The 23,066-nt window shown below is 60.0% G+C and carries 18 protein-coding genes; 8 read left to right on the forward strand and 10 right to left on the reverse strand.

Annotation, left to right across the window (positions count from 1 at the left end; all coding sequences use genetic code 11):
* On the forward strand, positions 1-174 hold a 174-nt coding region (locus tag AB5Y84_RS14385), incomplete at its 5' end, for an integrase core domain-containing protein (protein ID WP_159159201.1).
* Between the two features lie 81 nt (positions 175-255).
* On the opposite strand, the gene AB5Y84_RS14390 is transcribed toward AB5Y84_RS14385, so the two are convergent.
* From AB5Y84_RS14390 to AB5Y84_RS14410, 5 genes are all read right to left on the reverse strand, one after another.
* Positions 256-780 (reverse strand): acyloxyacyl hydrolase, encoded by a 525-nt coding sequence (locus AB5Y84_RS14390; RefSeq protein ID WP_368177219.1) that lies wholly within the window; start codon positions 778-780, stop codon positions 256-258.
* Positions 781-1,025: 245 nt separating this feature from the next.
* Positions 1,026-2,690, reverse strand: coding sequence for an asparagine synthase B (asnB, locus tag AB5Y84_RS14395; RefSeq protein ID WP_139463991.1), 1,665 nt, complete (start codon positions 2,688-2,690; stop codon positions 1,026-1,028).
* Between the two features lie 192 nt (positions 2,691-2,882).
* Positions 2,883-3,251, reverse strand: a complete 369-nt coding sequence (locus AB5Y84_RS14400; RefSeq protein WP_129503815.1) for a cupin domain-containing protein — start codon at positions 3,249-3,251, stop codon at positions 2,883-2,885.
* 143 nt (positions 3,252-3,394) lie between these two features.
* Positions 3,395-4,969 carry a cation:proton antiporter gene (locus AB5Y84_RS14405; RefSeq protein WP_368177220.1) on the reverse strand — a complete coding sequence of 525 codons (1,575 nt, stop codon included), beginning with the start codon at positions 4,967-4,969 and terminating at the stop codon, positions 3,395-3,397.
* 54 nt (positions 4,970-5,023) lie between these two features.
* A complete protein-coding gene (locus AB5Y84_RS14410) occupies positions 5,024-5,773 on the reverse strand; it encodes an HAD-IIA family hydrolase (protein WP_005337281.1) in 750 nt (249 codons plus the stop codon).
* A gap of 197 nt (positions 5,774-5,970) precedes the next feature.
* On the opposite strand from AB5Y84_RS14410, the gene AB5Y84_RS14415 reads away from it, so the two are divergent.
* Positions 5,971-7,035 (forward strand): adenosine deaminase, encoded by a 1,065-nt coding sequence (locus AB5Y84_RS14415; RefSeq protein ID WP_368177221.1) that lies wholly within the window; start codon positions 5,971-5,973, stop codon positions 7,033-7,035.
* Between the two features lie 111 nt (positions 7,036-7,146).
* Here AB5Y84_RS14415 and AB5Y84_RS14420 read toward each other — a convergent pair whose 3' ends face one another.
* The 4 genes from AB5Y84_RS14420 to AB5Y84_RS14435 all read right to left on the reverse strand — a co-directional run bounded on the left by AB5Y84_RS14420 (position 7,147) and on the right by AB5Y84_RS14435 (position 12,360).
* Positions 7,147-8,133, reverse strand: coding sequence for a zinc-binding dehydrogenase (locus AB5Y84_RS14420; RefSeq protein ID WP_368177222.1), 987 nt, complete (start codon positions 8,131-8,133; stop codon positions 7,147-7,149).
* A 146-nt stretch (positions 8,134-8,279) separates the two neighbouring features.
* A complete protein-coding gene (locus AB5Y84_RS14425) occupies positions 8,280-9,401 on the reverse strand; it encodes an alkene reductase (protein ID WP_368177223.1) in 1,122 nt (373 codons plus the stop codon).
* Between the two features lie 196 nt (positions 9,402-9,597).
* Entirely contained in the window at positions 9,598-11,133 is a 1,536-nt protein-coding gene (locus tag AB5Y84_RS14430; protein WP_058056661.1) for a TerC family protein, read from the reverse strand.
* Positions 11,134-11,433: 300 nt separating this feature from the next.
* Complete coding sequence (locus AB5Y84_RS14435; protein ID WP_005361338.1) at positions 11,434-12,360, reverse strand: cation diffusion facilitator family transporter; 927 nt, start codon at positions 12,358-12,360, stop codon at positions 11,434-11,436.
* 167 nt (positions 12,361-12,527) lie between these two features.
* On the opposite strand from AB5Y84_RS14435, the gene AB5Y84_RS14440 reads away from it, so the two are divergent.
* From AB5Y84_RS14440 to AB5Y84_RS14465, 6 genes are all read left to right on the forward strand, one after another.
* Positions 12,528-15,599 (forward strand): FAD-binding and (Fe-S)-binding domain-containing protein, encoded by a 3,072-nt coding sequence (locus AB5Y84_RS14440; protein WP_368177224.1) that lies wholly within the window; start codon positions 12,528-12,530, stop codon positions 15,597-15,599.
* Complete coding sequence (locus tag AB5Y84_RS14445; RefSeq protein ID WP_058058504.1) at positions 15,599-16,087, forward strand: hypothetical protein; 489 nt, start codon at positions 15,599-15,601, stop codon at positions 16,085-16,087. The genes AB5Y84_RS14440 and AB5Y84_RS14445 overlap by 1 nt, the downstream gene beginning before the upstream one ends.
* A 166-nt stretch (positions 16,088-16,253) precedes the next feature.
* Positions 16,254-16,715, forward strand: coding sequence for a hotdog fold thioesterase (locus AB5Y84_RS14450; RefSeq protein WP_064336666.1), 462 nt, complete (start codon positions 16,254-16,256; stop codon positions 16,713-16,715).
* Between the two features lie 180 nt (positions 16,716-16,895).
* Positions 16,896-18,797, forward strand: a complete 1,902-nt coding sequence (locus tag AB5Y84_RS14455; protein WP_047438936.1) for a DEAD/DEAH box helicase — start codon at positions 16,896-16,898, stop codon at positions 18,795-18,797.
* A gap of 333 nt (positions 18,798-19,130) precedes the next feature.
* Positions 19,131-19,613 carry a molybdopterin-dependent oxidoreductase gene (locus AB5Y84_RS14460; RefSeq protein WP_103251610.1) on the forward strand — a complete coding sequence of 161 codons (483 nt, stop codon included), beginning with the start codon at positions 19,131-19,133 and terminating at the stop codon, positions 19,611-19,613.
* Between the two features lies 1 nt (position 19,614).
* A complete protein-coding gene (locus AB5Y84_RS14465; protein ID WP_368177225.1) occupies positions 19,615-21,531 on the forward strand; it encodes a putative bifunctional diguanylate cyclase/phosphodiesterase in 1,917 nt (638 codons plus the stop codon).
* Here the strand turns inward: AB5Y84_RS14465 and AB5Y84_RS14470 are convergent.
* On the reverse strand, positions 21,528-23,066 hold the full coding sequence (locus tag AB5Y84_RS14470) for an HD domain-containing phosphohydrolase (RefSeq protein WP_368177226.1): 1,539 nt from the start codon (positions 23,064-23,066) through the stop codon (positions 21,528-21,530). The genes AB5Y84_RS14465 and AB5Y84_RS14470 overlap by 4 nt on opposite strands.

The raw sequence follows: 23,066 nt of genomic DNA on the forward strand, positions 1-23,066 counted from the left end.
GCGTTGGCGGAGCGGGTGAACGGGATTTTGAAAGGAGAGTTATTGTTGCAAAGCCCGCAGGATTTGACGCAAGCGCGGGAAATGGTGCGTGAAGCGGTGGATATTTACAACGCGGAGCGGCCGCATCATGCGTTGAAATACAGAACCCCCGATGCGGTACATCGGGGGTTCTGAGTGGAGCAAAGCTAGCCGAAAATGTGTAAACCTATTTCAGGACTAGACATTGTTGTACGTATAGCAGTGGCAGCTGTTTGGCTAAAAACGGTACTCGATATGGAGGGTATGGCTGTCCAGCCCCGGGTTCTTGTCATACATATAGGCGTTGGACATGTGCTCATACTGATAGCCGATCAGCCAATTCTTGGTGATGGTGTAACCGAGGCCGATACCCAGAGTGAACTGGAAGGGGCCGCCGTAATCCTTGTAGCCGTGGCCGCGAGTGCCAAATTGGTACTGATCGAGCCAGACCATTTCGCCGGGGAGCCAGGTTACCCAGTTACCCCATTGGCATTCGATACGGGCGCCGCCCCCCAGTCTGGCGCTATCTTCATCTTCTACCTTGAGCGTCCCGCCACGTACCCCCAGCCCAAATTGGCAGCCTGAGTCTCCCCAGCGCCAGAACATGTGGTGGAACTTGGCGTCGGCGATGTTGATGTCGAGCTTTTCATTGCTGAAGGCCTTGCAAAGCTGCAGTACCACGATATTGTCATTCGCCATTGCAGACGGACTGGCGAGCAGTGCTGTCAGCAGGGCGGTCCTTGATAGAGTGTGAGCGTCCATGCCCCCTCCCGATCCTTGTTGTCATCCTAGTGATCCTGTTGATCACCCTTCAGGCATAGTCAATCGACGCGCTCCCTGTCAATGCATGGCCACTCGGTAAAGAAATTTAATATTTATGAAAAATCAACTATCTGCATGGCCAAATATGATTTGGCGGGCGTGGCAATGGGGACATGAAAAAGCCCTTCACCATGATGAAGGGCTTTTTGCTATCTGACGTTACCCGCTCGGTTTGGCGTGCAGGCTCAGTAGCCCTGCTGGTGCACGTCCATCACGGCGCGGCCGGACGGGTCGGCCATCTCCTTGAACTTGGCATCCCACTCCAGCGCGGTGGGGGTGGAGCAGGCGACCGACTTGCCGTAGGGCACGGTACGGGCGGCGGCTTCCAGCGGGAAGTGCTCGTCGAAGATGGCGCGATAGAAGTAGGCCTCCTTGGTGAGCGGGGTGTTGATGGGGAAGCGGAATGCGGCCGCCTCGAACATCTGATCCGTCACCTCTTGTTCTACCATGGCTTTCAGGCTGTCGATCCACGAATAACCCACGCCGTCGGAGAACTGCTCCTTCTGACGCCATGCCACTTCGTGGGGCAGCAGATCCTCGAACGCTTCGCGCAGGATATGCTTCTCGATCTTGCCCTTGCCGCACATTTTGTCGGCAGGTTGCAAGCGCATCGCCACGTCCATGAACTCCTTGTCGAGGAAGGGTACGCGACCCTCCACCCCCCAGGCTGCCATCGACTTGTTGGCGCGCAGGCAGTCATAGAGGTGCAAAGAGGCGAGCTTGCGCACGTTCTCTTCGTGGAACTCTTTAGCGTTGGGCGCCTTGTGGAAGTAGAGGTAGCCGCCGAACAGCTCGTCAGAGCCTTCACCTGAGAGCACCATCTTGATCCCCATCGCCTTGATGTAGCGGGCCATCAGATACATGGGCGTGGAGGCGCGGATGGTGGTGACGTCATAGGTCTCGAGGTGATAGATGACGTCGCGCAGGGCATCCAGACCCTCCTGCACGGTGAAGTGGATCTGGTGGTGGATGGTGCCCAGATGATCGGCCACCTTGCGGGCGGCGGCGAGATCCGGCGACCCTTCCAGCCCGACGGCGAAGGAGTGCAGTTGCGGCCACCAGGCTTCGCTCTTGCCATCGTCCTCGATGCGGCGCGCCGCATAGAGCTTGGTGATGGCGGAGATGACGGAGGAGTCCAGCCCGCCGGAGAGCAGCACGCCATAGGGCACGTCGCACATCAGTTGGCGTTTGACCGCCGCTTCCAGCGCGGCTTTCAGCTCGGCCTTGTCGCTGACGTTGTGCTCGACCGCGGCGTACTCCATCCAGTCGCGCTTGTACCACTGTTTGAGCTCGCCATCCTTGCTCCACAGATAGTGTCCCGGCGGGAAGGTTTCGACGCTCTTGCAGACCGGCACCAGCGCCTTCATTTCGGAGGCGACATAGAAGTTGCCGTGCTCGTCGCGACCGGTATAGAGGGGGATGATCCCCATGTGGTCGCGACCAATCAGGTAGGCATCCTGTTCGGCGTCATAAAGAATGAAGGCAAAGATGCCGTTGAGATCATCGAGAAACGCCGGGCCCTTCTCCTTGTAGAGAGCGAGCAGCACTTCACAGTCGGATTTGGTCTGGAACTGGAAGTCGACCTTGAGGGTTTTCTCCAGCTCTTTGTGGTTGTAAATTTCGCCGTTGACCGCCAGCACATGGGTGCGCTCGGGGTTGTAGAGCGGCTGGGCGCCATTGCCCGGGTCGACGATGGCCAGACGCTCGTGCACCAGAATGGCTTTGTCGGAGCTATAGACGCCGGACCAGTCAGGCCCGCGGTGACGCAGTCGCTTGGACATCTCCAGCGCCGATTTGCGCAGGGCTACTGCATCGGACTTGATATCCAGAATGCCGAAAATTGAACACATTGGCGGTAATCCTCTTGATTTTTATATGAGCCCCCCACGTTTGGGCTCGAAATTCCATTTACATTCCTCGTCAGACACAATGCCTAGCGGAAAAACCTTTTGCAAGCGGGAAAACCGCAGAAAATCATGCCGTAAGCGTCAAGCAGATCAACAGGATAAGGATTGTTGCAACGGGGCAGGGTGACGTGAACGTCAAGCCGAGGCGGGTTCGAAGATGACGTAGACCTTGCGACAGGGGGTGAGGGTCTCCCACTCACCGACAAAGCCTGCCGGAATCACGAATTGATCCCCGGGTTTGAGAGCAAGCTGGCCGCCCTCACTGTCGTGGATCACCACATCCCCCTCCAGCAGCTGGCAATACTCGTGCTCGGTGTAGTGGATGGCCCAGCGGCCCGGCTCGCAAGCCCAGAAGCCCACGTGAAACTGCTGGCTTGGGTCGGAGTAGTGGTTCCACACCGTTTGCGCCGGGTTGCCCGCTTTAATGCGCTCGGGGGCTGGCATCAGCGGGGTAGGGGCCGCCTCGTGGCGGCCCGGCAAAATCCAGTCGTTGAGGGTCTTCATGGTGCCTCCTTGGCTTCGGCAGATAGGAACGCGGGGCCATCCCGGCCCCGCGTTTGTTCGTTTTATTAAACGAGGTTGTGCATAACTTAAACGATGCGTTCCTCCTTGCCAAGAGCCCTTGCCAAGGGCTGCTGGCCGACGACTCAAAGCGGCTGCAAGCGGCGGATCACATGACGGGCAAAGCCGCTGCCCGCTTCGTTGTAGACGTTGAACACCGCATCCACCCCCTGCTCTTGCAGGGAGGCGATATCATCCTCGAAGCGGACGATGGCGGCGATCTTGCCGTTGAACCCGTGGCTGCGCAGCTTCTCGATGGCGTAGAGATTCCCCGAATGGTGGGGCATCGCCAGCAGCACCAGATTGACCTGATTGGAGAGCAGCACCTTGTCCCAGAAGTCGGTATCGGTGGCATCCCCCTCGATGACGTTCATCCCCTGGGCTCGCAGGGTGGGCAGCTTCTCGCTGTCGTTCTCCACCCCGAGGATGACGTTACCGTACTTGTTCTCCAGCTCGAAGTAGGCCCCCTGACCGATCCGCCCCATGCCGAGGATGATCACCTCGGCATCGCCCAGCTCGATGGGCCTGTCTTCCGGATGGAGGTTGCTCGCCTGCAATCCCCGCAGCCAGTGGCCGATGCGGTGATAAATTCGCTCGCTCTGGGCATTGAGCGGGGCGGAGATCATAAAGCTCGCCGCCAGCGCCAGCGAGACCGCCACCAGCCACTCGTGGGAGAGCCAGCCCGCCTTGGCGGCAATGGCCGCGACGATCAGGCCAAACTCCGAGAAGTTGGTGAGCGCCAAGGTCGAGAGCAGGGCGGTGCGCACCCTCAGGTGAGCGCCGCTGTAGACCAGATAGTAGAGGGCGCTTTTGAGCGGCAGGGCCAGCACCAGCGCCAGTGCCAGCAACATGGTGTCGTGGGTCGGCAGACCGTTGAGGCCGATGGTGAGAAAGAAGCAGACCAGAAAGAGGTCTTTGAGGTTGAAGAGCGCCTTGGCCAGCCCTGCCGCAGCCGGATGAGAGGCGAGCAGCATGCCGATGATGAGGGCTCCCAGATCCGGCTTGAGGCCGACCACTTCAAAACCGGCAGCCCCCACCACCAGCGCCAGAAACACCCCGAACAGCACCTGCAGCTCGCCATGACCGGCCCGCTCCAAGAGCTTGAACAGCAGCGGGCGCAGCAGCGGCAATCCCAGCACCCAGAGCGCCCAGATGCTGGGCCACTTGCCACTGGAAAAGGCCAGAAATGCTACGGCGAACACGTCTTGCATGACCAGCACCCCGATGGCGATGCGGGCGTAGAGGGCATTCATGTCGCTGCGATCTTCCAGCACCTTGACCGCAAAGACAGTGCTGGAGAAGGAGAGGGCAAAGCCCAGCAGCAGCGCCAGTTTCCAGTCCAGCGAGAGGGCAAGTTCAAGCCCCAGTCCCTTGCAGACCAACAGAACCACGGTAAAGAGCAGGGTGGAGAGCAGCAGGTGCAGGCTGGTGGTGCCCCAGACATCGCGCCGCATCAGGGTCTTGATATTGAGCTTGAGACCGATGGTGAACAGCAGCAGGGTGACGCCGAGATCGGCCACCTCGCTCAGGGCGGGGGTATTTTCATATCCCATGCCGTTGAGGATAAAACCGGCGGCCAGAAAGCCGAGCAGGGGGGGCAGGCCAATCAGATTGACCAGCATGCCGCAGCCAAAGGCCACGGCGATCAGAATGGGTTCCATAACAGATCCTGCAAGGGCAGGAGAGACCTGCCCTGTTTAACGCTTGGGTGGTGATTAGACGATATCGATGTCGACCACGGAGTCGAAAATATGGTTCGGGCGAAACGGCATGCGGTCGATATCGGCGACCTTGCTCACCCCGGAGAGCACCAGCACCGTCTCGAGACCGGCCTGAAAGCCCGCCAGAATGTCGGTGCGCAGGTTGTCGCCGATGATGATGGTGTCGTCCGAGTGGGCCTCCATCCGGTTGAGCGCCGCACGGATGATCCAGGCGCTCGGTTTGCCGACATAGAACGGCTTCTTGCCTGTCATCCGCTCGATGGGGGCGCACAGGGCGCCGCAGGCCGGGTGCATCATGGGGCCGTGGGTATCGGGGTTGGTGGCGATAAAGCGGGCCCCCTGATCGACGAACTTGGCGCCCTGTTGCATCATGGTCCAGTTGTAGTTGCGGGTCTCGCCCACTACCACGAAGTCCGGGTCGATATCGGTGATGGTGAAACCGGCCTTGTAGAGTTCGTGGGTCAGCGCCCCTTCGCCGATCACATAAGCCTTCTTGCCATCCTGACGCTTGAGGAAGTCGGCGGTGCCCATGGCGGAGGTGTAGAAGCACTCTTCCGGCACTTCGATCCCGGCGGAGCGGAAGCGGTTTTGCAGATCTTTCTGGGTCTGGGCCGGGTAGTTGGTGAGGAACAAGAGCTTGCTGCCCTGCTCCAGCAGGCGATGGACGAAACGGTCAGCACCGGGGATGAGATCGTTATTGTGCAGGATGACACCGTCGATATCGCAGATGACGTTCTTCTTCATGAAAACTCCTTGTCAGGGCGCAGGCGAGCCGCCAATCGTTAAGATGTTCAATCATTTATGATTTTTGTGACGCCATTATAAGTCTGTTTGATGACAAGTCTCCCCTGTCTTGCCACTTCGGTGCACAATAAAGCTGCCGTCGGGTCAGTCTGGTGGAGGGGCTGACGCCGGATCACTTTGCTGATGGAGCCGTTGCCATGGACACCCCGATTCCCAAGCCAGTCACAACCGAACACCTCACCGCCGCGCAATTTATCGCCGGACTGCCGAAACTGGAGCTGCACCTGCATATCGAGGGCAGCCTCGAACCCGAGCTGATGTTTGAGCTGGGCCGCCGCAACGGCGTGCCGCTGCCCTGGCCCGACGTGGCCAGCGTGCGCGCCGCCTATGACTTTGACTGCCTGCAATCCTTTCTCGACCTCTACTATCGCGGCGCCAGCGTACTGGTGACCGAGCAGGACTTCTTCGACCTCACCTGGGCCTATCTTGAGCGTTGCGCCGCCGACAAGGTGGTGCATGTGGAGATCTTCTTCGACCCGCAGACCCACACCGCCCGCGGCGTTCCTTTTGCTACTGTGCTGGGCGGTATCGAGCGGGCGCTGCAGCGCGGGGAGCAGGAGTTTGGCATCAGCTGGCGGCTGATCATGAGCTTTTTGCGCCACCTCAGCGAGGAGGATGCCTTTGCGACGTTGGAAGAGGCTATGCCCTTCCTGTCGCGCATTCACGGCATCGGCCTCGACTCGGGGGAGAGGGGCAATCCGCCGACCAAGTTTGCCCGGATTTTTGCCAAATGCCGCGAGCTGGGGCTGCCGGTGGTGGCCCACGCCGGTGAAGAGGGCCCTGCCGACTACATCTGGCAGGCGATCAACGAACTGCAGGTATGCCGCATCGATCACGGGGTGCGCTCGGCAGACGATCCCGAGCTGCTGCGCTATCTGGCGGATACCCGGTTGCCGCTCACCGTCTGCCCCCTCTCCAACACCCGGCTCAAGGTATTCGGCAATATGGCCCAGCACAATGTGTTGCGACTGCTGGAGCAGGGGCTCTGCGTCACCATCAACTCCGATGATCCCGCCTACTTCGGCGGCTATATGAATGCCAACTTTGCGGCGCTGTCCGATGGCCTCGGCGCGACCATGAGTCAGCTCTGCCGCTTGTCGCTCAATGCCGTTGAGGCGAGCTGGCTCTCTGTGGCCGACAAGGCGCGCCTGACCCGGGAGATCCGCAGTTATGCCGAGGCTCACGGCGTGATCCTGCATTGAGTCAGGCGCCAATGAAGTCGAGATGACATGCACTATATAAAGAGAGGCCCGCCATCACTGGCGGGCCTCTCTCGTTTCAATGGCCGGTGTGGTTATCGGGGCAGGTCAGCGTTACACCACTCGCACCAAAAACTTTTCTCCCTGTCCTTCGCGCTTGAAGCGCTCGAGCAGGGTGGGTAGTTCCTCAAAGTCGCCGACCACCAGCGGCGGCAGGGTTAGCTCGCCGCTCGCCATCTGCTCCATCATGGCGACACCGGCGGCCACCAGTCGGCTCCACTGTTTGTCCGAGCCAAAGGCGTGCTGGGCGCCCAGCGCAATCTCGTGCAATGAGTGGCAATGGCTAAAGGCGGGTAGCGGGTTGTGCGGGATGCGCCCGAGCACAGTCACCATGTGACCGTAGTAGCCAAGGGCAGGCAGCAGGCTCTCTGCCTGTTGGCTGGAGACCAGATCGATGATCCCCTCGAACGGCTCGTTGCCGTTAGCGGCCTGTAAGGTGGCCAGCCAGTCGGGATCCCGATAATCGGCCACCCCCTGCACACCTATCTGCTTGAGCCAGTGATGGTGGCGTGAGCTGGCACTGGCAAAGACTCGCGCTCCTTGCTGGAGGGCGAGCTGCACCGCAAAGCGGCCGACGCTGCTGCCGGCGCCGGTGATGAGCAGTGCTTCTCCGTGCAGGCGCGGCAGCTTGGCCAGCGCCTGCCACGCAGTGAGGCCGGGACAGGGCAGGGCGGCGGCTGCCTCGTCACTCAGGGCATCGGGCACCGGCAGTAGGGCACGGGCTGGTACCCGGGTGTGGCGGGCAAAGCTGCCGTGGTGGCGCAGGTCGGTGTGGTAGGCGACCCGGGCACCGAGGCGCAGATGGCTGACGTTGGCGCCGAGGGCCACGATAGTGCCCATGCCATCGACGCCGGGCACCTGACCATCCTGCCAGTTTGAGTGGCCATATTCGATCAGCTTCCAGTCCACCGGATTGAAGGCGATGACCCGGTTGGCCACCAGTACCTCGTCAGGGGCGAGCGGTGCCAGGGGCAGATCGGCGAGGGTAAGCTGGGTCGGTTCACCGGGGGCATGCCAGCACCAGGCTTGGGTGTGATTCATGATGACTCCTTGTGAAAGCGAGGGGAGAGAATAACGAGGTCATTGCAACAGCAATACAGAGAAACTGCCACTGCTGCGAATGGGCAACAATACGGCAGGCCCCAACCAGTGGGGCCTGCGTCACGTGGCCGGTTGGCCATTCGCAATCAGCAACTGGTGGTTGCGTCCTCGGCCTGGTAGACGGGGTAGTCTGTCAGCCCCTTCTCGCCGCCGCCAAACAGGGTGGCCGGATCGTGGGGGGCCAGCGGATAGCCGTGGCGCAACCGGTTCGGCAGGTCCGGGTTGGCGACGAAGGGGCGGCCAAAACCAATCATGTCGGCCCAGCCCGCGTCGAGGGCGGCGCGTGCACGATCACCATCATATTTACCGGCGTAGATCAGGGTGTTGGGGAAGGCATCCCGCAGATCCTGCTTGAAGTTCCCCGGCATCAGGGGGGCATCGTCCCAGTCCGCTTCGGCAATGTGCAGGTAGACCACGTTGAGCTGGCCCAGCAGACGGGCGGCCGCCAGATAGGTCTCCTGCGGATTGGCATCGACTGTGCCGTTGAGGGTGGTGAGCGGCGCAAGACGCACCCCGACACGTTCGGCCCCGATTTCGCTACTAACCGCTTCTGTCACCTCTTTGAGAAAGCGCAGCCGGTTTTCCAGCGATCCGCCATAACTGTCGGTGCGGGCGTTGGATTCGGAGTCGAGGAACTGGTTGATGAGGTATCCGTTGGCGGCGTGCAGCTCGATGCCGTCAAAACCGGCGCTGATGGCGTTGCGAGCCGCTTGGCGGAACTGGCCCACCACCGCATCGATATCGGCCTGGGTCATGGTGCGCGGAGTGACGGTCTCGACAAAGCCCGGCGCATCGCTGCCGTTATCGACGAACACCTTGACGCCCACTGCGGGCAGGGCTGAAGCGGAGATGGGTTGGGCGCCGCCGATGTTGTCCGGATGGGTGACCCGGCCCACGTGCCAGAGCTGGGCGAAGATGGTGCCCCCCTTGGTGTGCACGGCATCGGTCACCCCTTTCCAGCCAGCGATCTGCTCGGCGCTGTAGATCCCCGGCGTCCAGGCATAGCCCTTACCCATGGGGTCGATTTGGGTGCCTTCGCTGATGATCAGGCCCGCCTCGGCGCGCTGGGCGTAGTAGCTCGCCATCATGGCGTTGGCCACATCACCCGGCTGACTAGCACGGGAGCGGGTCATGGGGGGCATGACGATGCGGTTGGCAAGGTGCAGCTGGCCGAGGCGCAGCGGGCAGAACAGGTGATCGTGGCTCATCTTGAGTTCCTCATGGTGGAAGTGAGGCCACTTTATGCCGCCATCTTGTTGTGAAAAAGAGGGGTAATTGCACAAGAGAATTGTGCTTGATGCAGCAATCAGCACAAACCGCCGGGAAAGGAGGCGTTGAGGCATAAAGTTAAAGCATAAAAAAGAGGGCCGTCTGGCCCTCTTCTGTTTTCTGCTGGTGGCAGGTTCAAGCCGCGGCGGGCATCACTTTCACCCGCTCGATGCGCCGCTCGCTCACCTCGATCACCTCGAAGTTGAGCTGCTGCAGTTGCAACTGCTGGCCCGGGGTGGGCAGAGTGCCGAAGTGGGAGAGCAGCATGCCCGCCAGGGTCACGTATTCATCGCTCTCGCTTACCAGCCCCTCGTGCTCCAGCACCTGCTCCACATGGTGGATGTTGGTGCTGCCGTTGATCAGCCACCCTTCGCCATCGCGCACGATATCCGGGGTTTCGTCCTCGTCCGGCAGCTCGCCGACGATGGCCTCCAGCAGATCGTGGGTGGTGACCAGCCCCTGGATCACGCCAAACTCGTCGGAGACCAGAATAAGGCTCCCCTTGGCTTTGCGCAGCTCCGCCAGCAGGCGGATCACGTTGATGGTCTGCGGCACGATAATGGGATCGTTCTGCTTGGCCAGTTCGCTTAAGGATTGTCCTTCGTTCAAAGCAAACAGCAGATCGCGCGCCTTGACCACCCCGATCACCTCGTCCAGATCCCCGTCGCAAATGGGGAACAGGCTGTGGGGCTCGCGCTGCAGCAGGGCGCGGATCTCGTCGCTGGAGTCGTTGATATCGATCCAGGCCATCTCCGAGCGCGGGGTCATGATGGTGCGAATGGAGCGCTCGGCCAGCGACAGTACGCCGGTCACCATATAGCGCTCTTCCTCGCCAAAGCTCACCGGCGCTACGGCCGGGGCATCCAGATCGTCATCCGGCTGATCCTGATAGGCCTTGCTGCCCATCAATTTGAAGATGGCGGCGGTGGTGCGCTCACGCAGGGGCTGTTTGGATTCGTGACGCATGGCGCTGCGCTGGGCCAGCTGGTTGAAAAACTCGATCAGCACCGAGAAGCCGATGGCTGCGTAGAGGTAGCCCTTCGGAATATGGAAGCCAAATCCTTCCGCCACCAGGCTGAAGCCGATCATCAGCAGGAAGCTCAGACAGAGCACCACCACGGTGGGGTGGGCGTTGACGAAGCGGGTCAGCGGCTTGGAGGCGAGCACCATCACCACCATGGCGATGGTCACGGCGGCCATCATCACGCCAAGGTGTTCCACCATGCCGACGGCAGTGATGATGGAGTCGAGCGAGAAGACCGCATCTAGCACCAGAATTTGGGCGATCACCACGCCGAAGCTGGCGTAGGCGCCGACCGGGCCATCATCCTGGGGTTTGGCTTCCAGCCGCTCATGCAGCTCGGAGGTGGCCTTGAACAGCAGGAACAGGCCGCCCCCCATCAGGATCAGGTCCCGACCGGAGAAGGGGTGATCCCACAGGTGCAAAATCGGGGTGGTCAGGGTGACCAGCCATGACATGACACTCAAGAGCCCAAGTCGCATCAGCAGGGCCAGCGACAGGCCGATGACGCGCGCCTTGTCTCGTTGGGCGGGGGGCAGTTTTTTCACCAGGATGGCGATAAAGACCAGGTTGTCGATCCCCAGCACGATTTCCAGAATGATCAGGGTAAACAGACCAATCCAGATATGGGGATCCAGCAGCAATTCCATTGTATGACCTCAATAAAAACAGACAGAGCAGAGAGTAATCACGGCGCGCGATGGCCGCAGTAACAGCAAGGCAAAGGTGTTATTCAGAGGCGCTGATTAAGCAGAAAAAGATAGGCTTTGACAGAGAGAGACGAAGGGCAACTTCGGGGATTGTCCATGATGGGCAATAAAACCTCGGGTGAAAAATGAGCCCTGATGATAGCGGCTGGCGCCAATTTGGCAAGAGCAGTGTCAGTGGGGCGTGATGGGGTTGTGATGCGACAGGGGGAGGCGGCGGTGCCGCTCTCCCCCGTGCGGTCGTTACAACCAGCGCTTTTCGCGGGTGAAACAGACCGAGAGCCAGGCATCCCCCAGGGTGTCGCCAAGGCGAGACCAGAGCTCCTGACGCAGGGCATCCTGACGTTCGACGGGCCACTCCTGACCCGGCGCCACCAGAATGTTCAATTCCAGATCGAAGCGGCGACCGCTTTTGGCCAGATGGCTGTAGCACTCGATGCCGTGGCGCTGGCGCAGCGCCTCGATCTCCTGCTCGACTTGCCGTGGCACATCTCCCTTGGGGGCGATCTTCAACACTTCCCGCAGGTTGCGACCGAGCACCTTGATGGGAATGAGAGTGGCGCAGAGGGCCAGCAGCGAGACCAGCACCGGGTCTATGTAGCGGTTGTATTGGCCGTAGCCGATGGCATCGAGGCCGATGGCGACCACGAAACCGATAAGCAGGGTGGCGCTGAGCAGGGTATCCACCAGCCACTCCTTGGAATCGACCCGCACCAGCTCGGAGTCTACCTGCTCGGCGACCTGGGCTTCGATGCGATAGATGATGGCGCAGAAGAAGGTGGAGACGGCGGCATAGATGAGGGCGTGGCCGAGATCGATCTCCCGTCCGCCATCCAGCAGGGTGGTGATGCCGCTATAGAGAGCGCCAAGGCAGAGCAGCAGAATAATGGTGCCATTGATGACGTTGGTGATGGGCTCGAAGTGGGCGTAGCCATACTGGAAGCGCGCATCGGAAGGGCGGGTAACGAGATAGGCGGTAACAAGACCGAGGCCTGTCATGCCCATGCTGAACAGGGTGAAGATACCATCGAGCATGATGGCGTTGGAACCGACGAAGAGGCCGTAGCCGATGCCGAAGATGGCAAAGGTGATACAACCGAACAGCGACAGGGTAAGCGCCTGTTTTTCGGTGGTGACCAGCGTACTGATAACATGGCTGTGGTGAGCCATAAAAGTCCTCCTTTCAAATGGTGAATATTGCCAAGCGCAAGCGGTTTTCTAGCTGATATACTGCCCGCTCACATGTGAGCGGACTGGCCTGACTGCCATTGACAGGCGGCTGGCCAGTCGTTGTCGCCGGCGTGCCGGCATCAAGCAAAGGATGGGAACAAGGATTCATGATCCCGAGACTCGATTACCAGGACAGTTTGTCACCCACAACCCTGCAGTTTCTTGAGTTGCTAGAGCGCAGCGCATTTCGTGGTGATATCGAAAAGTCTTATGCAAGCCGGTTGGCGATGGCGACGGATAACAGCGTCTATCAGGTAGTACCTCAGGCGGTTCTCTATCCGCGCAGTGCGGACGACATAGCAGCAATGCTCAAGCTGGCCGCAGAGCCGGCGTTCGCCTCACTGAGTTTTTTCCCTCGTGGTGGCGGTACCGGCACCAATGGCCAGTCATTGGGCGGCGGCATTATCGTCGATCTCTCCCGTTATATGAACCAGATCATGGAAATTAATCTGGAGGAGGGGTGGGTACGCGCCCAGGCCGGGGTGGTGAAAGACCAGCTCAACGCCTATCTCAAGCCCCACGGCTACTTCTTCTCGCCGGATCTCTCCACCTCCAACCGCGCCACCTTAGGCGGCATGATCAACACCGACGCCTCGGGGCAGGGGTCGCTGGTCTACGGCAAAACCTCGGATCACGTGCTGGGGCTCAAGGCGGTGCTGGAGAACGGCGACCTGATGGCCACCGAGCCGCTGACCGGTGAGCGACTGGCCGACAAGCTGGCGCTGGAGAATCGAGAAGGGGAGATCTATCGCACCCTCTATCGCATCGGCAAGGAGCGCCGCGCCGACATCGAGGCGACCTTCCCCAAGCTCAACCGCTTTCTGACCGGCTACGATCTCAAGCACCTCTATCAACCCGATACCGACACGCTGGATGTCAGCCGGGTGCTGTGCGGATCTGAAGGGTCTCTCGGCTTTATCACCGAAGCCAAACTCAATATCACGCCAATCCCGCGCTACCGCACCCTGGTCAACGTCAAGTACGACAGTTTCCCCTCCGCCCTGCGCAACGCCCCCTTTATGGTTGAGGCCCAAGCGCTGTCGGTGGAGACGGTGGACTCCCGGGTGCTCGGGCTGGCCCGCGCCGACATCATCTGGCATTCGGTGAAAGAACTTATTCAGGATGTGCCCGGCAAGGATCTGCAGGGGCTCAACATCGTCGAGTTTGCCGATACCGACGAGGCAGAACACAAGGCCAAGGTGGCAGAGCTGTGCCGTCGTATCGACGAGCTGCTGGCCAAGGGCGAGGCCGGGATTATCGGCTATCAGGTGTGTGACCACCTGCCGAGCATCGAAACCATCTACACCATGCGCAAGAAGTCGGTGGGGCTGCTTGGCAACGCCGAAGGACGCAAGAAGCCAGTGGCCTTCACTGAAGATACCGCCGTGCCGCCAGAGTCACTGGCCGATTTCATCATGGAGTTTCGTGCCCTGCTGGACGCCCACGGCCTCGACTACGGCATGTTTGGCCACGTTGATGCCGGTGTGCTGCACGTGCGCCCGGCGCTGGATTTGTGCGATCCCGAGCAGGAGGTGCTGCTGCGGCGTATCTCCGATCAGGTGGTGGCGCTCACCGCCAAATATGGCGGCCTGATGTGGGGGGAGCACGGCAAGGGCTTTCGCTCCGAATACAGCCCCGCCTTCTTTGGCGAGCTGTGGGAAGAGCTGCAGCGGGTCAAGGGGGCGTTCGACCCGGCCAACCGCATCAACCCGGGCAAGATCTGTATCCCCTACGGTAGCGGCGCCGAGCTGGTGTCGGTGGATGGCCCCAAGCGTGGCAAGTATGACCGCCAGATCCCGCTCGCGGTGCGCACCAGCTACACCCGCGCCATGGATTGCAACGGCAACGGTCTGTGCTTCACCTTCGAGACCGACTCCCCCATGTGCCCCTCGGTCAAGATCAGCCGTGATCGCCGCCACTCCCCCAAAGGGCGGGCGGGTCTGATGCGTGAATGGTTGCGTCAGCTGGCGGAGCAGGGCTTCGATCCGCTAGCGGAAGAGGTGGCGCTGCAATCCGGTGGTGTGCGCTTCAAACAGCTGGTGGACAAGGTGCGCAACAGCTGGGCCAAACAGCGCGGCGAGTATGATTTCTCCCACGAGGTGATGGAGGCGATGGCTGGCTGTCTGGCCTGCAAGGCGTGCACCAGCCAGTGCCCGATCAAGGTGGATGTGCCCGATTTTCGCGCCCGCTTTATGCAGCTTTATCATGGCCGCTACCTGCGCGCCCCCAAGGATTACTTCGTCGGCACGGTGGAGAGCTATGCGCCGTTGCTTGCCAAGGCGCCGAAGCTGGTCAACTTTTTCCTCGAAAAAGAGTGGGCCCAGAAGGCGACCGAGAAGAGCATCGGCATGGTCGATGTGCCGCTGCTCTCGGTGCCGACCTTGGCCGAGAGCCTGCATGACAACCGCGCCCGCTATTTTGATCTGCCGGGTCTGGAGCGGATGAGTGCCGAGCAGCGCAAGCAGGTTGTGCTCATCGTGCAGGACCCCTTCACCAGCTATTACGACGCCCCTGTGGTGCGCGACCTGGTGAAACTCGCCAGCAAGCTCGGGTTCCAGCCCTACTTGCTGCCCTTTAAACCCAACGGTAAACCCCAGCATATCAAGGGGTTCCTGCGCGCCTTTGCCCGTACCGCGGCCAACAGCGCCCAGTTCCTCAACAAGGTGGCGGCGCTTGGCATTCCCATGGTGGGGGTGGATCCGGCCATGGTGCTCTGCTATCGCGACGAGTATGCCAAGGTGCTGGGGTCGGCTCGCGGCGATTTTCAGGTGTTGTTGCCGCAGGAGTGGCTGCTCTCGCTGCCGGCAGATCAGTTGCCTGCTCGAACCGACAAGACCAAGAGCGGGGAGGGGTGCGAGCCCTGGTATCTGTTTGCCCACTGCACCGAGAAGACCGCCAAGCCCTCCACTCACGGTGACTGGAGCACCCTGTTTGGCCGTTTCGGGGCCAGCTTGCAGCCGGTCTCTGTGGGTTGCTGCGGTATGGCGGGCACCTATGGTCACGATGTCAAACAGGTGGAGAACTCCAAGGGCATTTATGGGTTGAGCTGGGCTGACCCGCTAGCCCGTCTACCCAAAGCGCGCTGTCTGGCAACTGGCTATTCGTGCCGCAGTCAGGTCAAGCGGATGGAGGGGGAAAAGCTCAAACATCCATTGCAAGCCCTGCTGGAGCTGCTCTGATGCTGACGTTTCCCAAGCGGTTTAGGGTGCCGAAGGCCTATCGGCACCCACGTTTCTTGCTGTTACCCGCCACTCCCGCTCAGGCGGTGGTGGAGTTTGTTGCCATGTTGCGCGAGCGCGAGCAGCTCCATCAGCTGTTTCGGCCGAACGATATCTGGCCCTCCGCTAACTTCAGCCTGAGCCAGCACGAAGGAGATCTGGAGTGGCAGCAGTCGGAGTTTCTGGCCAAGCGCTCGTTCGCCTATGGCCTCTGGAGTCCGGATCGGGAGCCGCAATTTTGGGGTGGGGTTTATCTCTACCCCTCGGTGTTGCCGGAGGTAGCGGTGGAGCTCTTCTTCTGGAAGGTGGCCGAGGCGCCTATCACGGATGAGGAGTTGGAGATTCAGCTGCGCGACTGGCTCGCCAGGGTGTGGCAGTGGCCAGAACCCCGTCTGCCGGGGCGAGAAGTGCCTTGGTCCGAGTGGCCCGGCGTTACCTACCCCTGGTGACATCCCGCTTAAGGGCATGATTGTGTAACACGCAGCTCCGGGCGGGGCTGCGTTGTTACCACGTCACCCGGTAACCAACAACTCATATAACCGAACCATTTTGCCGATGGAGGGCGTTTCACCCATATCGGTACGCATTCATCGCTTACAAAGGAGTCTGCTCGCAATGAGTCACGATATTGCGCCCATCTGGCGTAAACCCATGAGTCTGGAGGGGCTCAACGCCACCTCTCGCAACACCCTGATGGCCCATCTCGATATCGTCTACACGGCTTTTGGCACCGATTGGCTTGAAGCGACCATGCCGGTGGATCATCGCACTCACCAGCCCCTGGGCATGCTGCATGGCGGTGCATCCGTGGTGCTGGCGGAAACCTTGGGATCGATTGCCGCCAATATGGCGGTCGGGCCAGATAGCTACTGTGTGGGGTTGGAGGTGAATGCCAACCATCTGCGAGCCAAGCGGGAAGGGGTGGTGACCGGGCGTTGCACGCCGCTCCATCTGGGAGCAACAACCCAGGTGTGGCAGATTGAAATTCGGGACGAACGTGAGCGTTTATTATGCACCAGTCGGCTGACCATGGCGGTGCTCAAACACAAGCGGGGCAAGGACTCCAGCGAGGAGTGATCTGCAATAACGCACTATGAGTGCAAAATAAGCAAGCCATACTCGTCAGATCCCTCTATAATTGCCAACGTCTTGAGAGGCTTATCACATTTTTCAAGACAGCAGAACAAAGTGGCGCTATAATCGCCGCCTTTTTGCTATTCCGCGGTGTTAGCCGCCTGCCTTAATCTGGAAGAATCTATGTCTGATACCGAACAACTGCCCCTTTTTAGTGAGCTTGGACTGGCCGCGCCTGTATTGAAAGCGCTGCAGGACGTGGGCTATGAGCGCCCGTCACCGATCCAGGCCGCAGCAATTCCCCACCTGATGGCGGGACACGATCTGCTGGGGCAGGCGCAAACCGGTACAGGGAAGACCGCTGCTTTTGCCTTGCCTCTGTTGTCTCGTCTGGAAGCTGGTAACCGCAACACCCAGATCCTGGTGCTGGCGCCTACCCGCGAACTGGCGCTGCAAGTGGCTGAAGCGTGCCAACGCTACGCCCACCACATGCCTGATTTCCACGTACTGCCCATCTACGGCGGTGCCTCCTACGAAACCCAGACCCGCGCCCTGCGTCGCGGTGCCCAGGTTGTCGTCGGTACTCCGGGCCGCGTGATGGACCTGATCCGTCGCAAGAACCTGGACCTCTCCGGCCTGAAAGCTCTGGTACTGGACGAAGCTGATGAAATGCTGCGTATGGGCTTCATCGACGACGTGGACTGGATCATGGAGCAGTGCCCGAGCACTCGTCAGGTTGCCCTGTTCTCTGCCACCATGCCGGAGCAGATCCGTCGCGTGGCCCAGAAGCACCTGAAGCAGCCCAAAGAGATCAAGATCGCCTCCAAGACTGCTACCGCGACCACTATTCGCCAGCGTTACTGGCAGGTAACCGGTCTGCACAAGCTGGACGCCATGACCCGTCTGCTGGAAGTGGAATCCTACGAAGCCCTGCTGGTATTCGTACGAACCAAGAACGCTGCCGAAGAGCTGGCTGGCAAGCTGGCCGCCCGTGGTCACGCCTGTGAAGCGCTGCATGGCGACATCCCGCAGAAACTGCGTGAGCGTACCGTCGACAAGCTGCGTCAAGGCCAGCTGGATATCCTGATCGCCACCGACGTTGTCGCCCGTGGTCTGGACGTTGAGCGCATCACTCACGTAGTGAACTACGACATTCCGTACGACACCGAATCTTACGTTCACCGTATCGGTCGTACCGGTCGTGCCGGTCGTAAAGGTGAAGCCATTCTGTTCGTGGCTCCCCGCGAGCGTCGCATGCTGCGCGCCATCGAGCACGCAACTCGTCAGGCCATCGAGCCGATGAAGATGCCAAGCACTGAGGACATCAACCAGCATCGTCTGGCCAAGTTCAAAGAGCGCATCCGCGAAACCATGATGGGTGAAGAGCTCGAGATCTACCACAACCTGGTAAACGAGCTGATTGAAGAAGATTCTGCCGATCCGCTGGAGCTGGCTGCTGCACTGGCCAAGCTGGTACAGGGTGACCAACCGCTGCTGCTGGATGACTCCATTCCGGATCCGCTGTTCAACAACAGCAACGATCGTGGTGGCTTCGAGCGCCGTGACTTCAATGACCGTGGCGGTCGTGACTTCGGTGACCGTGGCGATCGTCCTGCCCGTCGCATGCCGTCCCTGGAGCCGCGTCCGCTGAAAGACAACCCGGATGTGGAGATGGAGCGCTACCGCGTAGATGTGGGTGCCCATCACGGCGTCAAGCCGGGCCAGATCGTGGGCGCCATCGCCAACGAAGCGAATATCGAGAGCCGCTTCATCGGCAACATCGACATCGCTGATGACTTCTCCACCGTCGATCTGCCGAAAGGCATGACCGCCGATGTACTGGAAGTGATCAAGAAAGCCCGTGTTTGCCAGCGTCCGCTGCAGATCACTCGCTACACCGAAGTGCCGGCCGGTGGCAACACCAGCAGCCGTCCGCCCCGTGGTGATCGTCCGTTCCGTGGCGACCGTCCTTTCAACAAGGATCGCCGTCCCCAGGGCGACCGTCCGTTCAACAAGAGCGGGGAGCGCCGTGAAGGTGGCTTCAACAAAGATCGCAAATTCGGTGGCAAGCGTCGCGAAAGCTGATTGCTGATCCCGTTATGAAGAAGGCCGCTCATTGAGCGGCCTTTTTTTGTATCTGCGATAGGGACTGTACCGTCAGTTTGCCTGTGTGGGGGTCATATTTCTGTTCCACAAGCCAGGTCGAGAGCCAAAGGGACATGAATATTTTCCGATGCAGTTGTGACATTCGTAGCCAGGATGCCATGCTTTTGGTGGCATTCGGGTACAGCCTGATGCTGGTTGCCTGTTGTGGTGAGCTGGTTGCAGCAACATTGTTTTGCATTGTGACTCTGCCGTTGCCATGTAGCTGGGCAGAGTGAAACCAATAAAACAAACAGTACGATACGGAGGTCTATCATGGGTGGATGGCTTGGCAGGATGCTGCTGTTATCCGGCTGTCTTGTTTCTGGCATGGTGTTGGCTGATGATCCCTTCCTCAAGATCAAGGGGGATGGCTGTTGCAATGGTAAAGGGGAGGTCGTGTTGACCCGGGCCGAGTTTGAGGCCTTACCTCAGACAGAGGTCAAGACCCAGACCCCGTGGACCGAGGGGGATCACACCTATCGTGGCGTGCTGCTGCGAGATCTGGTCAAGATGTATGGTCTCAAGAGCGGGGAGGTCAAGGCAGTCGCCATCAATGACTACTGGGCAGCTGTGCCGCTGGAAGATGGAGATAAATATGCGGTACTGCTGGCCGAGAAGCAGGATGGCAAGGCGTTGACCCTGCGCAACAAGGGGCCGCTCTGGATCATCTATCCCCTCTCTGATCACCCGGAGCTGAACAAGGAGCTCTATCACAGCCGGATGGTGTGGCAACTGACGGCGATTGAGAGCAAATAAGATGCTGCGCGGCAAGTTTCTGAGCTTGATCCTGATGGTGACTGCCTTTTTGGGGGTCGCCATCTGGTCGGTCTGGAACTATGACCGTGCTTTTAATGCTGTGACCCGCTATACCCAGCTCTCCGCCTGGGCGTTGGCGCAGCTGGAGCTGGAAATCCGTGGCTTTGATGAGGCGCTCTCTCTCTATCGCACCGGTTCGACCAGTCAGAAAGAGATGAACAAGCGTTTTGATATTGCCTGGAACCGCCTCGATGTCTTCCTGCACGGTGAAGAGGCAAAGCAGGTCCGAGCTCGCTTTGGTGCTGAACAAGCGGTAGGGAAGATCATGGCCCTGTTCGAGAAGTATGAGCAGGCCGTGGTCAGTGGAGAGCGAGATTCGAAAGAACTTGCTCGTTTCACCGAGGAGTTGGCTCGGGATCTGGTTGCCATCCGCGATGTGATGGTGAAAAATTTCACCGGTCCATCCGCTATTGCCCAGCGGGAGGTACTCAACTCGTCGCGTATCCAAAACTTCTTCATTCTGGCTTTCTTGATGTTGGCGACCGTGGTGATGCTGCTGATGCTGTTTCGCGAAGTGCGCCACCAGCACTTTCTTGCGTGGAATGATGCGCTAACCCGCTTGCCGAATCGGGCCTCCCTGATCAAACACCTCAAGCAGCTGACGGGACATAAAGGGGGGCGCAGCAGCGTGACCGTCTGTCTGGTGGATCTTGGCCATTTCAGGGAGGTAAATGACAGCCTGGGCTACGAGGTGGGGGATGTATTGCTGACACAATTGGCAGAGCGGATCCGCGTGGTATCGGTTGATGGTATCTTTGCCGCCCGCACCGGTAGCGATGAGTTTGCCATCATTATTTCCGGCGCCATGCCCACCTATTTGCGCTTTCCATTTCTGGAGCAGCTGCGTAACGAACTTGCCGGGCTCGCCTTGGCGACCGATCCCGCCCACCGGGTGCGGGTCTTTATGGGGATCAGCCAGTACGTGCGACCGGTACACACGCCGGAGGAGATGCTGCTGTTTGCCGATATCGCCCTCGACAGTGCCAAGCGCAAGCGGCTGAATCGTTACGTGGTTTTCTCCAGCAGCATGTATCAGCACTATCTGCGTAACCGCCGTTTGTCGACCGAGTTGCGCGAGCTGATCCAGCACCACAGCAATTTGCAGTTGAGCCTCTACTATCAGCCCATTGTCCGTGGTCAAGGTAGGGTGCGACTGGGGGCTGAGGTACTGATCCGCTGGAATCACCCGGAGTACGGGTTTATTCCGCCCCTCGATATCATCTCGCTGGCGGAAGATAACGGGCTGGGGGAGGCGCTCGGGTTATGGATCTTCCGGCGCTTGCAGCTTGATCTCGCCACTTTCCCGAGCGACTTGATTGAACCGCTGGAGATCTCGGTCAACCTCTCGAGTTCCATGTTCACTATGGGGTTGGCAGCCCAGCTGGATGAGAACATGAGAGAGGGGCCGCTAAGCCTGCAACAGCTGATCGTCGAACTGACCGAAACGATTGCTCTGGATGATATCGAGCTGAGCAAGCAAATCATCGACACCCTGCGTCAGATCGGAGTGCGGGTGGCCCTTGATGATTTCGGTACCGGCTGGTCATCGTTCTCCTATTTGCGGGAACTTTATTTCGACAAGCTCAAGATCGACCGCTCATTTATCACGGCCATCGACAATGACACCCGTCAGGCCCTGTTCGTCGAGGCGATCACCAGCCTCTCTCATCAACTCGGTGTGCGGGTGGTGGCGGAAGGGGTGGAAAACAACGATGAGCTGAAGGCGGTGCTGAGCATCGGGGTGGATGAAATTCAGGGCTATTTCTACTCGAGGCCTTTGCCGCTGCAGGACTTTCTGCTGTTCTGCCATCGCTACTTTATCAATCGGAGCATCATGCAGGAGGTGGCGCTGGGTTAGCCCAGCGGTTGGGGGATAAAGTCTCCCCGGTCGAGGATCCGCAGACAGGCATCCACCACATCCGCATCGAGCTGATGGCCGCGCATCTGGATGATCTGCTCACGGGCCTGGGGAATGCCGAGGGCGGCGCGATAGGGGCGATCCGAGGACATGGATTCGACGATATCGGCGACGGTGAGGATGCGGGCCTCCAGCAGGATCTCATCTCCCTTGAGCCCCTGCGGATAGCCGGAGCCATCGAGATACTCGTGGTGCTGGTGGATCATCCGGGCGATGGGCCAGGGGAAGTCGATATCCTTGAGCACCAGATAGCCGATGGCGGGGTGCTCCTTGACCAGCTCGAACTCCAGCGGCGTGAGGCGTTCCGGTTTGGTGAGAATCTCGGCCGGCACCTGGATCTTGCCGATATCATGCACCATGGCGCCCAGATAGATCCCCCGCAGCCGCTTCTCTTCCAGCCTGAGCTCCCGGCCGATGGCTTGGGCCAGCTTGGCCACATGTTTCTGATGGCCAGCGGTATAGGGATCGCGCTGCTCCAGCACGGCAGCGATGGCACCCAGCGCATCTTCCAGTGCCAGCTCCAGCTGGCGGGCATGGAAGATCTTCTCCTGTTGCGAGCGCAGATAAGCCTGCTGGGTATGGCGCGCCTGCAGGCCATAGGTGAGGTAGTCGGTCAGCTGGATGAAGAGCTGCTCCTCTTCCTGGCTGAACAACCGTGGCTGGTCGCTGTGAATGATCAGCGCACCGGCCTGATCCTCCTGCAGTGGCAAGGGGATCAGCAGGCGGGAGCGCAACGGGTGGCGGCCGGTATGGGGCCGCTCGTGGAAGATCACCTGATTGAGGCGCCGCTGGTGGAGGATGGCCTGGGTGAGGGCCTCATCGTTCAACCACAGCGTTTGCTCCGAGGCATCGGCACTGCCTGCCTGTGCCACGATCCTCGGCGGTTGGGCGAGTTCGGGCTGGCCTTGCAGCACTGCGACCAGCGGAAAACGGTCATCGACGGCGATGGCATCGCAGATATCCTGCAGCAGTTGTGGCTCATCGCCCGGTTTGAGCAGGGCGTGGTGGGCGCGGCTGATCGCCTGCTGGGTCCAGCTGTACTGTTGCAGTTTCTCCTGCTGCCACTTCTGCTCGGTAATGTCTTCGAAGAAGACGCCGACCCCCACGATGACCCCCGCCTCATCACGCAGGGGAAACTTGGTGGTGCTGAGCCAGCGGGCTTCTCCCCCCTTCAGATAGGGCTCTTCGATGTGCTGGTGTATCCCCTCGCGCATGACTCGGGCGTCATCCTCCCGATAGCGCTGTACCAGTTCGGGAGGAAAGAAATCGCAGTCATTCTTGCCCACCAGTGCCTCTGGGGAGAGGGCGAGATCCGCCGCCAGCAGGCGGTTGCCCGCGATGTAGCTGAAGCGGGTGTCTTTGAGCAGCACCCGATAGGGAAGCTGATCCATCACCTGGGTCAGCAACAGCGCCGAGGAGGGGAGCGCATCGGTCAGTGGCTGGGGGTGTGTACAGGAGGTGAGGAGTTCGGACAT

This window comes from Aeromonas sp. s11, from assembly GCF_040907945.1.
Classification (GTDB): domain Bacteria; phylum Pseudomonadota; class Gammaproteobacteria; order Enterobacterales; family Aeromonadaceae; genus Aeromonas; species Aeromonas veronii.

Excerpts from the sequence above, each read along its gene's own strand:
- AB5Y84_RS14390 (WP_368177219.1), bottom strand. The coding sequence starts at position 780 with ATGGACGCTCACACTCTATCAAGGACCGCCCTGCTGACAGCACTGCTC.
- asnB (WP_139463991.1), bottom strand. The coding sequence starts at position 2,690 with ATGTGTTCAATTTTCGGCATTCTGGATATCAAGTCCGATGCAGTAGCC.
- AB5Y84_RS14400 (WP_129503815.1), bottom strand. The coding sequence starts at position 3,251 with ATGAAGACCCTCAACGACTGGATTTTGCCGGGCCGCCACGAGGCGGCC.
- AB5Y84_RS14405 (WP_368177220.1), bottom strand. The coding sequence starts at position 4,969 with ATGGAACCCATTCTGATCGCCGTGGCCTTTGGCTGCGGCATGCTGGTC.
- AB5Y84_RS14410 (WP_005337281.1), bottom strand. The coding sequence starts at position 5,773 with ATGAAGAAGAACGTCATCTGCGATATCGACGGTGTCATCCTGCACAAT.
- AB5Y84_RS14415 (WP_368177221.1), top strand. The coding sequence starts at position 5,971 with ATGGACACCCCGATTCCCAAGCCAGTCACAACCGAACACCTCACCGCC.
- AB5Y84_RS14420 (WP_368177222.1), bottom strand. The coding sequence starts at position 8,133 with ATGAATCACACCCAAGCCTGGTGCTGGCATGCCCCCGGTGAACCGACC.
- AB5Y84_RS14425 (WP_368177223.1), bottom strand. The coding sequence starts at position 9,401 with ATGAGCCACGATCACCTGTTCTGCCCGCTGCGCCTCGGCCAGCTGCAC.
- AB5Y84_RS14430 (WP_058056661.1), bottom strand. The coding sequence starts at position 11,133 with ATGGAATTGCTGCTGGATCCCCATATCTGGATTGGTCTGTTTACCCTG.
- AB5Y84_RS14435 (WP_005361338.1), bottom strand. The coding sequence starts at position 12,360 with ATGGCTCACCACAGCCATGTTATCAGTACGCTGGTCACCACCGAAAAA.
- AB5Y84_RS14440 (WP_368177224.1), top strand. The coding sequence starts at position 12,528 with ATGATCCCGAGACTCGATTACCAGGACAGTTTGTCACCCACAACCCTG.
- AB5Y84_RS14445 (WP_058058504.1), top strand. The coding sequence starts at position 15,599 with ATGCTGACGTTTCCCAAGCGGTTTAGGGTGCCGAAGGCCTATCGGCAC.
- AB5Y84_RS14450 (WP_064336666.1), top strand. The coding sequence starts at position 16,254 with ATGAGTCACGATATTGCGCCCATCTGGCGTAAACCCATGAGTCTGGAG.
- AB5Y84_RS14455 (WP_047438936.1), top strand. The coding sequence starts at position 16,896 with ATGTCTGATACCGAACAACTGCCCCTTTTTAGTGAGCTTGGACTGGCC.
- AB5Y84_RS14460 (WP_103251610.1), top strand. The coding sequence starts at position 19,131 with ATGGGTGGATGGCTTGGCAGGATGCTGCTGTTATCCGGCTGTCTTGTT.
- AB5Y84_RS14465 (WP_368177225.1), top strand. The coding sequence starts at position 19,615 with ATGCTGCGCGGCAAGTTTCTGAGCTTGATCCTGATGGTGACTGCCTTT.
- AB5Y84_RS14470 (WP_368177226.1), bottom strand. The coding sequence starts at position 23,066 with ATGTCCGAACTCCTCACCTCCTGTACACACCCCCAGCCACTGACCGAT.